Origin of the sequence: Corynebacterium sp. HMSC063G05 (assembly GCF_001810555.1) — a bacterium.
Classification (GTDB): Bacteria; Actinomycetota; Actinomycetes; order Mycobacteriales; family Mycobacteriaceae; genus Corynebacterium; species Corynebacterium jeikeium_D.
The window spans coordinates 1-14,284 of sequence record NZ_KV801830.1; the positions used below are offsets into that span (position 1 = coordinate 1).

At 57.6% G+C, this 14,284-nt stretch carries 13 protein-coding genes; 1 reads left to right on the forward strand and 12 read right to left on the reverse strand.

The annotated features are described in order from the left end of the window. Window positions 1–70: 70 nt before the first annotated feature. Window positions 71–1,096 (reverse strand): o-succinylbenzoate synthase, encoded by a 1,026-nt coding sequence (locus HMPREF2751_RS00010; protein ID WP_070595084.1) that lies wholly within the window; start codon window positions 1,094–1,096, stop codon window positions 71–73. A 13-nt stretch (window positions 1,097–1,109) separates the two neighbouring features. On the opposite strand from HMPREF2751_RS00010, the gene HMPREF2751_RS00015 reads away from it, so the two are divergent. Continuing rightward, window positions 1,110–2,090: a 1,4-dihydroxy-2-naphthoyl-CoA synthase gene (locus HMPREF2751_RS00015; RefSeq protein WP_016422029.1), complete on the forward strand. Its 981-nt coding sequence runs from the start codon at window positions 1,110–1,112 to the stop codon at window positions 2,088–2,090. A 108-nt stretch (window positions 2,091–2,198) separates the two neighbouring features. Here HMPREF2751_RS00015 and HMPREF2751_RS00020 read toward each other — a convergent pair whose 3' ends face one another. From HMPREF2751_RS00020 to HMPREF2751_RS00070, 11 genes are all read right to left on the reverse strand, one after another. Beyond that, the gene (locus HMPREF2751_RS00020; RefSeq protein ID WP_080969612.1) at window positions 2,199–2,858 is read right to left on the reverse strand and encodes an ABC transporter ATP-binding protein; all 660 of its coding nucleotides are present in this window, start codon (window positions 2,856–2,858) and stop codon (window positions 2,199–2,201) included. A 179-nt stretch (window positions 2,859–3,037) separates the two neighbouring features. After that, window positions 3,038–4,087 (reverse strand): FecCD family ABC transporter permease, encoded by a 1,050-nt coding sequence (locus HMPREF2751_RS00025; RefSeq protein ID WP_042389120.1) that lies wholly within the window; start codon window positions 4,085–4,087, stop codon window positions 3,038–3,040. A gap of 95 nt (window positions 4,088–4,182) precedes the next feature. Then, complete coding sequence (locus HMPREF2751_RS00030; protein ID WP_224783767.1) at window positions 4,183–5,304, reverse strand: ABC transporter substrate-binding protein; 1,122 nt, start codon at window positions 5,302–5,304, stop codon at window positions 4,183–4,185. 214 nt (window positions 5,305–5,518) lie between these two features. Then, window positions 5,519–6,919 (reverse strand): MATE family efflux transporter, encoded by a 1,401-nt coding sequence (locus tag HMPREF2751_RS00035; protein ID WP_016422025.1) that lies wholly within the window; start codon window positions 6,917–6,919, stop codon window positions 5,519–5,521. Next, the gene (locus HMPREF2751_RS00040) at window positions 6,916–8,001 is read right to left on the reverse strand and encodes a PLP-dependent cysteine synthase family protein (protein WP_080985592.1); all 1,086 of its coding nucleotides are present in this window, start codon (window positions 7,999–8,001) and stop codon (window positions 6,916–6,918) included. The genes HMPREF2751_RS00035 and HMPREF2751_RS00040 overlap by 4 nt, the downstream gene beginning before the upstream one ends. A 20-nt stretch (window positions 8,002–8,021) precedes the next feature. Next, the gene (locus HMPREF2751_RS00045) at window positions 8,022–9,515 is read right to left on the reverse strand and encodes a type III PLP-dependent enzyme domain-containing protein (protein ID WP_016422023.1); all 1,494 of its coding nucleotides are present in this window, start codon (window positions 9,513–9,515) and stop codon (window positions 8,022–8,024) included. A 31-nt stretch (window positions 9,516–9,546) separates the two neighbouring features. After that, window positions 9,547–10,596: a hypothetical protein gene (locus HMPREF2751_RS00050; RefSeq protein WP_016422022.1), complete on the reverse strand. Its 1,050-nt coding sequence runs from the start codon at window positions 10,594–10,596 to the stop codon at window positions 9,547–9,549. A 113-nt stretch (window positions 10,597–10,709) separates the two neighbouring features. Beyond that, on the reverse strand, window positions 10,710–11,462 hold the full coding sequence (locus HMPREF2751_RS00055) for an ABC transporter ATP-binding protein (RefSeq protein WP_016422021.1): 753 nt from the start codon (window positions 11,460–11,462) through the stop codon (window positions 10,710–10,712). Next, window positions 11,459–12,409: an ATP-binding cassette domain-containing protein gene (locus HMPREF2751_RS00060; protein WP_016422020.1), complete on the reverse strand. Its 951-nt coding sequence runs from the start codon at window positions 12,407–12,409 to the stop codon at window positions 11,459–11,461. Before HMPREF2751_RS00060 ends, HMPREF2751_RS00055 begins: the two co-directional genes overlap by 4 nt. Beyond that, entirely contained in the window at window positions 12,406–13,233 is an 828-nt protein-coding gene (locus tag HMPREF2751_RS00065; protein ID WP_016422019.1) for an ABC transporter permease, read from the reverse strand. The genes HMPREF2751_RS00060 and HMPREF2751_RS00065 overlap by 4 nt, the downstream gene beginning before the upstream one ends. Then, window positions 13,226–14,164: an ABC transporter permease gene (locus HMPREF2751_RS00070; protein ID WP_224783768.1), complete on the reverse strand. Its 939-nt coding sequence runs from the start codon at window positions 14,162–14,164 to the stop codon at window positions 13,226–13,228. Before HMPREF2751_RS00070 ends, HMPREF2751_RS00065 begins: the two co-directional genes overlap by 8 nt. Window positions 14,165–14,284: the final 120 nt, after the last annotated feature.

Below are 14,284 nucleotides of genomic sequence, written 5' to 3' on the forward strand. Positions count from 1 at the left end.
AAGTGGTGATGCATTCACCGCCTGAACCTACCGGGCTCAAAGTGTCATAAACCTAGTCACTTTCTTGGCGTTATAGATGGGCGTACGCCGCGCGGAGGCGGTCGAACCACCAATCGCGGCGGGGGCCCGGCGCGGCGAGCTCGGCCAGGCGGGAAGGGTCGGGAGCGGGGTTGGTGACGGGCAGTCGGCCATCGATAAGTGGCCGGGGCTCGATGACGTCCTCGATAAACAGCGAGGACGTGGCCAAACCCGCCGCGTTCGGCTCCGGCTGCAGCTCTGTGGCAGGCAGGGCCGCCGCCGTGAACAAACCGGCGGCCATGCCAACACCGGTGTCCAGGGCGCTGGCGACCGTCACCTTCATCGCGAGCTCCTCGGCCAACCGAAGCAAGCAGCGTGGTCCACCAAGCGGCGCGACCTTCATTACGCCCACGTCCGCCGCCTGTTCGCGCGCAACCAAATACGGATCCTCGGCCTTGCGAATCGACTCATCGGCAGCAATCGGGCAAAACTCCCCCACTGTGTCGCGGACCGCGCGGAGCTCGGCGACAGTCGCAACGGGCTGCTCCATGTACTCCAGCGGCCCCAACTCATGAGCGGCGCGGATGGCCTGCTCCACCGACCAGCCACGATTCGCATCCACCCGCACCACAGGTTCATAGCCATAGGCTTCGGCCACCGCGGTGCGGACGGCGGCTACGCGCTCGATGTCGTCGTTAAGCGATTGGCCGCTCTCTGCGACCTTGACCTTAAACGTGCGGCACCCGGGGTAGCGCGCCACGACCTCCGGCACCTGGCCGGGTGTGACGGCGGGGATGGTGGCGTTGACCTCGACAAACTCGCGCTTCGGGATGGGCAGGCCGACGTATGCGCATTCGATGGCCGAGCGCAGCCACGCGGCGGCCTCGGACGCCTCGTATTCCAGGAAGGGAGCGAACTCGCCCCAGGTGACGGGGCCGTCGATGAGGAGTGCCTCGCGGGTGGTGACGCCACGGAATTTCACTGCCATGGGCAGCGCGACGACGTGGGCGCGGTCGAGGATGTCATCGATGGGCGGAAGCTGGATGTTGGGCGCAGCGGACACAGACATACCCCTCATGCTAGAGACCTTTATGCTGGAAGCCATGACTGATACCGCGAAGTACTCGACCGATAACCCCTTCCGCCCCGAGCAGTGGAAGACGGTTGATGGTTTTGAGGATTTGACCGACATCACCTACCACCGCCACGTCGGCGAGGGCCGCGAAAACGGCATTGTGCGTATTGCGTTTGATCGCCCGGAGGTTCGTAACGCATTCCGCCCGCATACCGTCGATGAGCTCTACCGCGCGCTCGACCACGCGCGTCGCACCCCGGATGTCGGCGTTGTGCTGCTGACCGGTAACGGCCCGAGCACCAAGGACGGTGGCTGGGCATTCTGTTCGGGTGGTGACCAGCGCATTCGCGGTCGTTCCGGCTACCAGTACGCCACATCCCACGAGCATGACGACGCTACCGCGGACGCATCCACCATCGATACCGCGCGTGCCAAGGTCGAGGGTGGCCGCCTGCACATCCTGGAGGTGCAGCGCCTGATTCGCACTATGCCGAAGGTTGTCATTGCCGTGGTCAATGGTTGGGCCGCAGGTGGCGGACACTCCCTGCACGTGGTGTGTGACCTGACACTGGCATCCCGCCAGGAGGCCCGCTTTAAGCAGACCGACGCTGACGTGGGATCTTTCGATGCCGGCTATGGCTCGGCCTACCTGGCGAAGCAGGTTGGTCAGAAGTTTGCCCGCGAGATTTTCTTCCTCGGCCGTTCCTACGACGCTGAGACCATGCACCGCATGGGCGCTGTCAACGAGGTCGCCGACCACGCTGAGCTGGAAGATGTCGCGGTGGAGTGGGGCCGCATGATCAACGGTAAGTCCCCAACGGCGCAGCGCATGCTGAAGTTCGCTTTCAACCTGACCGATGACGGACTGATGGGCCAGCAGGTCTTCGCGGGCGAGGCTACTCGCCTGGCGTACATGACCGACGAGGCCGTCGAGGGCAAGGAAGCGTTCCTGGAAAAGCGTGACCCGAACTGGGACGAGTTCCCGTTCTACTACTAGGGGCAGTTAGGGGGGGCGCCGGCTGGGGCGCTCGTCGGGCCCTGCACTTTAGCGCTCATTCGTGGCTGTAGAACAGCCGAGAGCGTGCGCTACAGTCACGGGTCTGCGCTAGAGTGCCTCCGACGCTTCGACCGCCAGCCCGCCATTGCGAGTCGGGAGCACCGCACCTTCTACCTGATAAACCTCTCGCAGCATAGCTTCATTAATGACCTCTGCCGGAGGCCCTGCACTGCTGACCCGACCATCGGCTAGAACAACCACATGTTCGCAAAAGCGCGCCGCTTGCCCCAGGTCATGAAGTGTCATCACTACCGCGCAGGGCAATTCCCGCGCACACTTGCGTACCTGCCCGAGAAGCATCAATTGGTTACGCAGGTCGAGTGCGCTGGTGGGCTCGTCGAGAAGCAATACCCGAGGTCGTCGCACAACCGCCTGCGCAAAACTCACCAACTGCCGCTGTCCCCCAGACAACTCAGACATCAGCCGCGATGACAACGCAACCAACCCAAGTCGTTCAATGGTGGCCTGCACTTCTGCCCGCACTGTGGATCCGACACGCAGTGCGGAAAACCCAGAAAATGACTGTTGCCGGGCAAGCAGGACGCTTTCGTACACGGTCAATGAGCTCAGCGGCGGAGGGTCCTGTGGCAAATATAGAGATCTTTCAGCACGTACCTGCCCCGAGCAGTTTTCAAGGCCCGCCAAACACCTCAGCAGTGTCGATTTGCCAGCTCCGTTGGGACCGACCAACGCAGTCACGCTTCCCATCGGAAGAGGCCCAACGTCGACATTGTGCAGGACATGATGGCCGTCGTAAGCAAAAGACACTCCTCGCGCGCTAAGAGCGGACGATTCTGGAGGGGTTTCGCCGAGGGGTTTACCGTCAGGTTTACTGGGGCTGTCGTGATGACCATGTACAGCGTCGTTCCCGACAAAGCGACTTGCCTTTAGCCAACCCACATTTTCCTCCTCTGGCCAGCGATAATCGCGACAAATACGGGCACTCCTACAATTGCGGTAATAATGCCTACGGGAAGAATTACACCCGGTTGAATCACCTTCGACACTGCCGATGCCGCAACCAGAAGCAGCGCCCCTACCAAAGTCGAAGCAGTAAGAAAATAACGTTGATCTTCGCCTACCAATAAGCGCGCAACGTGTGGGCCGACGAGACCGATAAATCCAATCGTACCGGCCATCGACACAGCGGTTGCCGCCATAAAGGACACCACGATAAGGGTCAGCGCACGCAGTCGATCAACGTCTACGCCAAGGGCTTTTGCGCGGTCATCGCCCATCCGGAATGCAGTCAGCGACCAGGCATTGAGGTAAAAGAAGAGTAGCCCCATCACGAATATCACCGCGAGCAACGCAATCTGCGTCCAGTTCGAGCGGGTGAGACTACCCATCGTCCAGAACACAACCTGTTCCAACTGCGTCTCCGAGGCCAGGTATTGCATCAGGGCCAGTAGAGCGTCGAAAAAGAATACAATCGCGATACCGAGGAGAATCATCCCCTCGACTCCTGGGCCACGAAATCGGGAAAAGAGCAGAATCGCAGCGCAGGCCAGCATCGCGAACACCCACGCAGTCCCGGCCATCCCCAGCACCGCACCGATTCCCTCAGAAGCGAAGCCGGTGACCACAGCCAGGGCAGCACCGAATCCGGCCGCCGCTGACACGCCCAGGGTGTACGGCTCGGCCAGGGGATTTCCCAGAATTGTCTGCATTTGTGAGCCCGCCGCTGCCAGCGTCGCTCCGACGAGCACTGCAGTCACGGTCATCGGAAGCCGAATGTCGAAAACAATCTGGTGGTCAATGGGTCGCGCACCAACCGGATGGGTCAATGTATGCAAAACTTCGCTGGCAGGCATGCTACCGCCACCGAGTAGAAAGTCAGCAAGCGATGTCAAAGCCAACACCACAGTAATCAGAGCGATTATCACCCACTTCTTCCGTGCTGCGCGCTGATACCAGTGAAAAGTTGACTGCACCATTACTCTATCAGGGCTGACTTCCTGCTCCCCGCGAACGGCGTCTCCGCTCCCCTGCGTTGTTGCCAGGTTTCCGTGCGAAACTTGCATGTTCGACATCACTCCAGCCCAGTCCAGAAGGTGCCCGAGGCCTCGATTGGCAGGAACTTATCGTGCAGGTCCTGTACCTCTCGTTCAGTGTCAATGTCGCCGAACAAGTCCGGGTGCATGGCCTTTGCAAACATCTCGACTGCCAGGAAGTTATATGGCGAATCGTAAAAATGATGCCATGCGACGAAAGTACGCTTACTTTTCACCGCGTCGACTTCACGCACAGCGGGTTGCTTACCGACGACATCGTGAAGGGCCTTTTGCGCCTCTTCCTTCGATTCCGAGTAACCCAGCGGTACGTAATTTCCTTCCTTGACCGGAGTCTTACCCTGATCCCAGTCTGCGCCTGTGGCAATGATGACTTCAGGATTCTTCCCGGCCAATGCCTCTGGCGATACCTGCCCTTGCTTCGCATCAATCATTTCGTCGCCAAGGTTTAGTCCACCGGCAAAATTGACAATCTGCGCCAGGTTGGACTTGGCGAAGGTTGAGCAGCAGTCAAAGTAACCGGGTGCTCGCCACAGGAATGTCGGTGTCGGTGCTGGTTTCTTCTCGGCAAGGCGGTCAGCGACCTTGTTGACCTTCTTCTCGTAGTAGTTGATAAAGTCTTCCGCCTGCTTTTCACGCCCCAGCAGTTGTCCCATCATTCGAATACTGGGCTCGGTGTTTTTCACTGGGTCAATGAAGTAGTCGACAGTCACCGTCGGCACGCCTGCCTTTTCTAATCCATCAACGATTCCAGCATCTTTAGCCGCGTCGAAGACACCCGCATTTACTACGAAGACATCGGGTCGGGACTCCAGAGCCTGTTCCAGCGACATAGTGTTGTTGTAAATCTCGCCTGTGGTCGGGATGTCCTTGATCTTGGGGAACTTCTCAACGTAGCGGTCGTAAGTGGCTTTGTCGTTTTCCTTCAGGTCCTCTGGCCAGGCAACGATCTTGTCAGTTGGATTGTCTGGGTTCAGAAGCGCCGTCGTGTAAAGCATCTTCTGCCCGCCCATCAGGATTCGCTCGACATTCTGCGGGACTTTAACTTCGCGTCCTAGCGCATCGACGACGGTACGCTTCTCACTGCTAGCGGATGCGTCTCCATTTCCATCTGAGCAAGCGGCGAGAAGGACGAGCGACATGCATAGGAGTACCGCGAAAAGCACCCTTGCGGGGAAGTCACGCAGTAGCACGCTTGGAGTAAGAGGAGAACTAACCTTCATTTTCTTCTTTCCGGAGCAGGCGGTCAGTCGACCGCATATTCAGCTCCTCGGATCCCCTTCGGTAGAGGGAAAACGTCATCTTTACGTGGATGGTTCAGACTATTTCTGGATGGGTGTTACGAAGCTTCGGCCGTCACACGGAACTAGTGGGTTGCAGGTGACGCTGCAGAGCGCGGTAAAGCAGAGCAGCGGTCGTGGAAAAGCCAAGGATGAGCCCAACCCAAACGCCATATCCTTCCCAACGAAGGCCAAGGCCAAGAATCAGGAGAGCTGGAACCCCCACCGCCCAGTAGCCCCAAAGGGTCGCACTGAGACCCGACTTCGTGTCGCGCAGCCCACGAAGGAGCCCCACCAGCACGTTCTGGGAGCCTTTAGCGAACTGCTGAAGCACGGCAAGGCACAACAAGATTGTCGCTATATGGCGTACATCGGGATTGGCACTAACGTTGGAATCAGTAAGGAACAGTCCAACGACGTACTTGCCCAGTAGCAACCAGAGCAAACCGACGACGGCAAGATAAATACCCACTGCGTGCAAAACCCGACGTGATACCTGTTTGACTGCCTCGGCACCATCCGCTAATGCACGGCTGACCAGTATAGATCCTCCGTGCGAGAAGCCGATACATACTTGGTAGACGATATAAGCGAGTTGGTTAACAACGGTGTGCGCTGCCAGCATGACTGGGCTAACCAGGCCCATCGCTAGACCTGCGATAGTAGTAATCGCAGCTTCAGAGCCGTAGGTAAGCGAAACTGGAATCCCAAGCCGAATAATGCGCCTCATGCATGCTGCGTCGCCGGGCCTCGGAATGACCGCGAAGAATTTCCGTAGCTGACGGTCTCTTTGCAGCAAGCCAGCAAAGGACAGCAGGGTAAAAACCTGGACGCAGGTGGTCGACAGACCGATGCCCACCAGTCCCCATGCAGTTCCCCATTCATTGACACTTGTTAGCCGGAGGAATCCAGCGTTGAGAGCAGCGTTGACAACGATGGAGATGAGCGTAACCACCAGCAGAGAGCCCGGCCGACGCATGCCGACTGCAAACTGCCGCAGGACATTGAGCCAAATCATCGGGATAAGGCCTGGTGCAAGCGCGACCGTCATCGAGAACGCTAGCTCGGCAACAGTGTCGTCGATGGGCAAGATGAGTGCAAGCGCACCAAATGAAATCACGATGAGGCCACCAATGATTGCAGTTGCGGTACCGACGGCCATGCAACTGCGTACCGCTTGGCGGATTCGCTCAGCCGCAACTTCCTCGCCTGTCTTTTCCCACTCCGACGCGGCCTCGGCTACTAGGTTGCCTCCGGCGGTGACCATACCGACACACATGGTGCGAATCTGGTTGTAGAACTGCATTGCGAGTCCGCCGCCGGCAATTGCCACTACACCGAGGGTCTGCAGCATCAGCACATCGGTCGTGGTTAGCGCAACCCCCGCTAGCTGAACGCCCGCGATGGGTAGCGCAAGCGAATAGACATCACGGTAGGACACGGTTTGCTGGCCAATTGCACGAGCTGGTTTTATCACCCGGCCACCTCGAAGGAACTAGCAATGGCACGAGAATCACCATAGGCTCTGAGCATTCGCGAAACTTGACGCTCCATAACTTCTGAATACAAATGATTTTTCTGAAGCCAATCAGTATCAAAAATTGTGTCGAGATATTTCTCACCAGCATCACAAACAATGACGACCATTGTTGTTCCTGCCTGAAACTCGTGTAGATGACGCAAACCTTCGTAGATTGCAGCACCTGCTGTGCCTCCAACCATGAGCCCATGTTCCCTAGCCAACACTCGGGCCACAGCGAATGCCTTGACATCGCTAACTTTGACTCCATGGTCGATGAGGTTGTAGCGGACGTTATTGCCGATTTTGAAACCCGACGGAGCACCGGCACCTGATTGCTTATATGCCCCTGGCACCCCACCAAAAATGATGGAGCCTTCGGGTTCAACAGCCAACGACTCGGCGGTATGCCCAAGCTTCCTCAGATGTTCCGTTGTACCGCACAACGTCCCGCCCGTTCCGATTGCCGCAACGAGAACGTCAACCTTTTCTGGGATTTGCTCATCGAGTTCGTATGCAAGCTGCCAGTAACCAGCTGGGTTGTTGGGATTATTGTGCTGATCTGGCCACCATGCATCCGAGGTCTCGGCGACAATTTCTGCGGCCTTCGCACGTCTAAGGCTCGTAGACGGAACACAGGATTCTTTATCCCCGACGAAGACCAACTCTGCTCCAAGTGCTTGCATGGAACGCAGCTTGTCCTTAGCAGCGTGATGATCCACAATCGCCGTAAACTTGTATCCCCGCTGAGAGGCCACAAATGCCAGACCTAAACCAGTGTTTCCACTAGTGGGTTCAATGATTCTTCCGCCCGGCTTGAGCTCGCCGGAGATCTCCGCAGCAACAATCATCTCCAGCGCCATTCGCACCTTTACGCTTCCCGTCGGATTTAGGCAATCCATCTTCAGTAATAACCGGCTTCCGGATCCGGTATTACACAGTTCAAGAATTGGCGTGTTTCCAATTAAACTACAACTCTCAAGCGAACATGTTGCGCAAGGTTTTCTTAATTTTTTTTCAGAATATGGAAAATCAATCATGACAGACCCCAATTAGACATTTAAACCAATTCCCGATATAAAGGCCTATCTATTTTCGGCAAGCTTCCCCGACCTTCCCAAACAAACCGCATGGGCAGGCGAATTTGATGAAATTCGCTTTCATTTTTGTCCATCTGATAACCAGCCGTATTGTGATAAATAACCAAATCCCCAACTCTCGGAATTCGATTCATTTGGACCTTTCGCCAAGTGAGCATGTCATATTCCATACAGCTACTTCCGCCAACACAGACACCAACCGAGCGCGATAGACAATTACTGCCACCGCTAGGCCTGCCCATGTAATTGGCGCCATCATCTGAGCCGGGATTCTCCCATAACGTCATGTCAGGCATGTATTCACTGCCTTTCCATTGCTCAGAAAGGCTCATACTTAAACCCGCAACAGTAATAATTATGTAGTCGTCTCTCCATTTCACACCCTGAATTGGAAAAACGCTCAATCCACAACCATCTAACGCCGCTCGGCCTGGTTCAATGGCCAACTGAAATCGCCCATTTTTTAGCCGTTCCGCAAGCGAAGTGCTAGTTTTATCAATCCTCTCAACTGAAGGCGAATTAGCTACTCCTGAAAGAATTTCATCTAACATTTCAGGGCCATCATTGCCCTGCCCACCATACGGATAAAGCCCTTCTGGAATTCGACCAGAATGAAAATAGTCTCGCTTATCCGGTGAATCAATAACCTTTTCCCGAAACATTTCCCACTGGGATGGCTCACAATACTGAACCGAAAATCCTCCACCTATGTCCAGCATCTCTGCCGTCCATCCTTTAATTCGAAGAATTTCCATAAAATCCAAAGCTTTATGTGCTTGGCGGTTACGCTGAGCGGGACTGTATCCGTTCAAATGGAAGGTCACGCCCCTACAGTCAATCCCATTACTAGATTGTTCTCGCAGGGCCTCAAGCTCTCGAAGCCACTGTGCCATGGAGGTGCCGAAGCGAGTCTCAGGCTGTTCTTCAGGCAGTAACCTAATCAACACCGGAGCATCAACGACTCCAAGATCCTTAGCCAGCGAATTAATTCGGAATAGTTCGCTCGGAGAATCTACTGCAATTAGAACTCTCTGCCTGAGAGCAAGAGTCAAAAGCGATTGCGATTTTTCCGCACCCGTAACAACTAAGTCGGCAGCACACACACCAGCGCCTAAAGCGCCGGTGAGCTCCTCCCCGCTCGCAACATCTACGCGATGCCCCTCTTCGGCGACTGCGGGGATCCAGCACGCAGACTTATTTGCTTTGTGAGCGAAGTAGATATGCGAGTCGACTCCGTGACGCTCGCAAACAGCAGCAAAAGCATTCAAATTCTGGCGAAAAACCTGAGTATTTAGAACATGAAAAGGCCCTGCCGCTAGTGTGGCTAAACGAGTTAGTTCCGAGACGCCGTCACTTGGAATTGACAGTAAATCTTTCGCCCAGTCACGTTGTTTCGGGACCAGGGTCGAGGTCTTGGGCACAGAGGGTGTAGAAGCAAAAGTTTTATCGTTCACTTTTCATTTCCCGTAGTGCCGACAGCGAGCGTTACGACCATAGCGACACCTCCGTACCTCGCCCAGCAGAAAATGCACGAACCGCAAGTTCCTGAGCAACTGGAATATCCGTAATAATCATTCCCGTCGAGAATGCAAAAACTCGGTCAGTTTCATTCGTGCGCCCTGGGGCCTTTCGCGCGAGAATATCGGGTAGTGTTGCATCCAATTCCACTTCTTTGCCCTGGAGCAATCGCTGCCCAACTAGCTCGAACTGTCCGGCACTAGTAGCAATTACCCTGTCTGCAGCAGCAACAGCACCATCCGCAATTCCCTTGGAAGCAACAGAAATTAGCAGCCCACCTTCGGGAATCCATTCAGTTTGAATCGATGGGTGCCAGGCACGACCGGAAGCAACTACGGTGATATCGCTGCTTTGAACTGCCTTCATAACAGAAGCATCATCGCGTTCAACTAGTTCGATATTCCGCTCGGGAAACCAGTGATTAAGCGACTTCCGGCTTTTTTCTAATCCTCCCGGATGAGTTCCATGCAGCTGTAGTTTTTCGAGGCTCGGCACTGCTGTGACCAAGTAGGAAAGTGTGTTAACTGACTGAATCCCAGTGCCAAAAACAGTCACAGTCTTCGCATCAGCGCGTGCACATTCTCGCGCAATCAATGCTGTCGTAGCGGGAGTTCGCGAGGCTCCAACTTTTTGGCAGTCCATTAGCGCGTATGGCATGCCGCTTTCATCGTCGTAGAGACTAATGGTGGTGTAGTACTTATCTGGGTTGTCGCTTCCGTGGCGATAAGAGGTCTTGTATCCAACGAGATCACGGTTGGCATCAAAACCGAGCATCGAAAAAGCAATCGAGTCCCGGCTCTCAACCGGTAAGTCAATCATCATTTTTGTCGGGCACTGCGAGGAACCTTCCGCGAATGCCAAGTATCCATCTTCTACTGCACGGATAACCAGCGAAGGTTCGAGTTCGATATCTTCCAAGTCCGATCGGGTCAAAAGTCGAAGCTTTGGAGTTTTTGAATCAATCAATAGAAGTCCTTCAAGCAAGTAACGATTGATAGCCAACCATTCAACCAACAAAAGGAGAGCCTACACTACCTGTCATAGGTATGGCTACCCTAATTCCTAAATTCTATCGGCGATCACAGGCAGTGAAGGTTCAATGACTCCAAGCTGGGCGCTAAGCAATATCGCTACTCTAAGGCGACGACGCCGTCGCACACGGCGGCGAGAAGCCTGTGTTCATGGCTAATCATGAGAACACCGCCGCCAGATACGGCGAAATCCCGGATGACCTCGACGATTGCCGCGGAGTTGGCGGCGTCGAGCATGGCGGTCATCTCGTCGCAGATGAGGTAGCGTGGACCGGCGGCCAGGGTGCGAGCGACTGCGGCACGCTGGAGCTGCCCGTCTGAGACCTGGCTAGGGAAGCGATCGAGAAGGTCCGGAGTCAGCCCAACGTTTCGGATGAGCTCGTCGATGTCCACACTTTTCCCGGTTCGCTGACCATCCCGTCGCCCTTGCCGCCCCTGTCGTGCGGCTGAGCGAATGGTGCGCCCCAAAGTCATCCGCGGGTCGCAGGACCTTCGGGGAGACTGAAACACCATCCCAATCTGGCCACGAACCCGCTGCCCGGCGCGGCTGCGCACAGCGCCGACCGGCACCCCGTCGCAGAAGCACTGCCCTAAATCGGGCACTTCCAGGCCTGCGAGGATACGGCCGAGCGTGGACTTGCCAGCCCCCGAAGGCCCACGAAGCCCGACGATCTGCCCTGGATCAACCCTGATGGAAACGTCCGATAAAACGACTCTCGCAGAGCCGTCCTTGGCGCCGAATGACTTCGACACGTTCTCGGCGACCAGCGCTTTGCCACTCGCCTGCGCGTCACAGCTCACCGAAGCCTGCTCACTCACCAACGCCTTACTCACCACAGCCTCCTCGTTCATTTCCCCGCCTCCTCGAGCCTGCGCGCGTAGCAATAGTCCTCGTCCAGGTTCGTCAAGCTCGGCACCACGCCGGGCATCGGCCGCATGCCGTTTTCGGGCAGCGCTGCGAGCAGGTCGCGCATGTATTCGCTGGCTGGGGCCTCAATCACCTGTTTTGCCGGTCCCGTCTCCTCAAGGCGCGATGCGTACATCACTGCAACTCGGTCGGCGATGCCGCTATCGCGCAGCTCGGAAATGTCGTGCGTAATTAGCATGACTCCCACACCACTGTCGGCGATTTGGCGAAGCATGCGCAGCAGGGCCATGGTCAGGTCGGGGTCGAGGGAGGCCGTCGGCTCGTCAGCAATCACCAGAGCAGGGTCGCCAGCCAGGGCGAATGCCACTGCTGCGCGCTGCGCCATACCCCCGGAAAGTTCGTGGGGATACAGCGCCGCGACCTCCGCATCCAGGCTGACTCGCCGCAGCATCTCCTCCACCGTGTGGTTGCGTCCCAGAACGGAAATTGTTTCTTTTAGCTGTGCCCCGACCGTGCGCACCGGTGTCAAAAACGTCGCCGCCGACTGCGGTACTAGCGCGATTTGCCGCCCCGCCAGCTCCTCGTCAGTGCGAGCAAGGCCCGCGCCGGTACGTCGCCGCGCCAGAATTTCGATGGGCTCGGCGTTCCTCTCCGCTTCTGCACCACTGTCAGCTGCCCCTTCGCGCGGATAGAAACGCACCTGCCCCTCTACTCTCGCGTGCGGCGGCAGCATGCCAACCACCGCCGAGGCAATAATCGACTTTCCGCAGCCCGACTCACCCACAACCGCGACGACCTCTCCCCTACCCACAGTCAGGGACACGCCCGTCGCAGCATGCACCACGTCACCACCGCGCAGGGGAATCCGCACTGTCAGTCTCTCAATGTCCAGCAGCTTCTCTCGCTTGCCGACGCCCTCCCGAGCACTCACACCAGCACCTCCTGTCCGGTCACCCGCTCCTTCAAATGCGTGCCGACGGCCGCAATACACAACGTTGTGGCGACGAGGAAAAACGAGGGAAACACCAAAATCCACCAATGGCCGAGAAGCAGGGCGCCCTCGGCGTCGGCAAGCAGAGTCCCGAGAGACGGCTTGTGCGGCGGCAGGCCCACCCCAAGGAAAGACAGCGTCGACTCGTGCCAGATTGCGTGCGGGATCAGCAAGATAAGGCCGACCAAGGACTGCCCCAGTGCCGCCGGAACAACGTGCCGAGCTAGCACGCGTGCGCGGCTCATTCCGGACAGGAGCGCGGCCTCGACGAACTCGGCGCCCCGCAGATGCAGCACGGACGCACGGACCGTTCGGGTGATGGTCACCCAGTGCGTCAGTACCAGGGAGATGATGATTGCGGGGACCGAGCCTCGGAAAAGGCTGACGATGAGCAGCCCCAGTAGCAGGTGCGGCAGCGCGTTGGTGACGTCGGCGCTGCGCATAATGACGCGGTCGACGCGCCCGCCGAGCATGCCTGCGGTAACGCCGAGGACGATACCGACGATCGCCGAGCACACTGCCGTGACCAGTGCGATGAAAAGGGAAATGCGCATTCCCGCAGCAACTCGAACGAAAACGTCGTGCCCCTTCGAATCGGTACCGAAGAAGTGCTCAGGCCCCGGGGCGACACCGGAATTGGCGAAGTCGGTGAGCACCAGGTCGGAGTCGTGAAACAGCGGAGTTAAAAAGGCGTAGGCAGCGATGAGGACCAGGCACGCCACGGCCACGACCGGGGCGACCGGCCTCTTTGTCGTTTTAAGCATCTGCATCCACCCGTGGGTCGAGGACGACGAAGGCGACGTCGGCAAGCAGATTTCCGAGCAGGACGATAGCCGTCGTCGCGATAGTGAGAATGCTCAGCAGCGGAAAGTCCAAGCTCTGAGCCGATTTGACCAGCGCGGTTCCGAGCCCAGGCCACGCGAAGACCGCCTCCACCAGTGTCGATCCGACGACCAGCTCAGACAGTCGCGCGCCGATGAGCGCGAGGAAAGGCGGCACTGCGGTCGGCAGGATATGGGAGAAAATGATCGTTCGGCGCGGAATGCCGCGGACCTGCGCTCCGGTGACCGCGCCGGAGTCCATGACCTCGACGATGGACTCACGCAACGACAGCACCAGCCACGGCACCTGCGTAATCGCAAGAACGACAGCTGGCAGCGTAAGGTGCGCCACTGTAGAGGAGAAAGTCACGGGCTCGCCCGGGTAGGTCAGGCCTCCGGTGGGAAATAGCTTCCAGGCCAACGCAAAAAGGCCGAGGCCGCCGAGTGCAACGACGAAGGGCGGGGTCGCCTGAATCACCGTCGAGATCGACAGGACTAGCCGGTCTAGCACTCCCCCGCGCCGCACCGCAGCCCACAGTGCCAGAACGAATGACAGCGCGATAGCTCCGGCAAGTCCGCAGGCGCCGAGCAGCATCGTCCACGGCAGACGCTCGGCGAGCACCTGCGTCACCGGCTGTGAGTAGGACCTCGAAATGCCAAGGTCGCCCACCGCCAGGCCCTGCAGCCACACCAACCACGACTCCCACCAGGGCCTATCCAGCCCCAACTGGTGAGAAATCGAGACTCTCTGCGCTTCGGTCAGGTTGCCCGCCTGACCTTTGAGATACGCATCCAAAGGGTCGAAGGGGCTCACCGCCGCCAGCGCGAACACTGCTGCCGTCACCGCCACAACGATGGGAACGGCTACCAGCACTCGCCTCACGACGATTCCTGCGACCTGCCGTTTCCGGCTCTTGAAACGGGGTTGATGCTCAGAGGGGTGTAGACGCGGGTGTGAGTGCGGGCGCGAGCGAGGGTGAGGACGTGGGTGTGG

Excerpts from the sequence above, each read along its gene's own strand:
- HMPREF2751_RS00010 (WP_070595084.1), bottom strand. The coding sequence starts at position 1,096 with ATGAGGGGTATGTCTGTGTCCGCTGCGCCCAACATCCAGCTTCCGCCC.
- HMPREF2751_RS00015 (WP_016422029.1), top strand. The coding sequence starts at position 1,110 with ATGCTGGAAGCCATGACTGATACCGCGAAGTACTCGACCGATAACCCC.
- HMPREF2751_RS00020 (WP_080969612.1), bottom strand. The coding sequence starts at position 2,858 with ATGGGAAGCGTGACTGCGTTGGTCGGTCCCAACGGAGCTGGCAAATCG.
- HMPREF2751_RS00025 (WP_042389120.1), bottom strand. The coding sequence starts at position 4,087 with ATGGTGCAGTCAACTTTTCACTGGTATCAGCGCGCAGCACGGAAGAAG.
- HMPREF2751_RS00030 (WP_224783767.1), bottom strand. The coding sequence starts at position 5,304 with ATGTCGCTCGTCCTTCTCGCCGCTTGCTCAGATGGAAATGGAGACGCA.
- HMPREF2751_RS00040 (WP_080985592.1), bottom strand. The coding sequence starts at position 8,001 with ATGATTGATTTTCCATATTCTGAAAAAAAATTAAGAAAACCTTGCGCA.
- HMPREF2751_RS00055 (WP_016422021.1), bottom strand. The coding sequence starts at position 11,462 with ATGAACGAGGAGGCTGTGGTGAGTAAGGCGTTGGTGAGTGAGCAGGCT.
- HMPREF2751_RS00065 (WP_016422019.1), bottom strand. The coding sequence starts at position 13,233 with ATGCTTAAAACGACAAAGAGGCCGGTCGCCCCGGTCGTGGCCGTGGCG.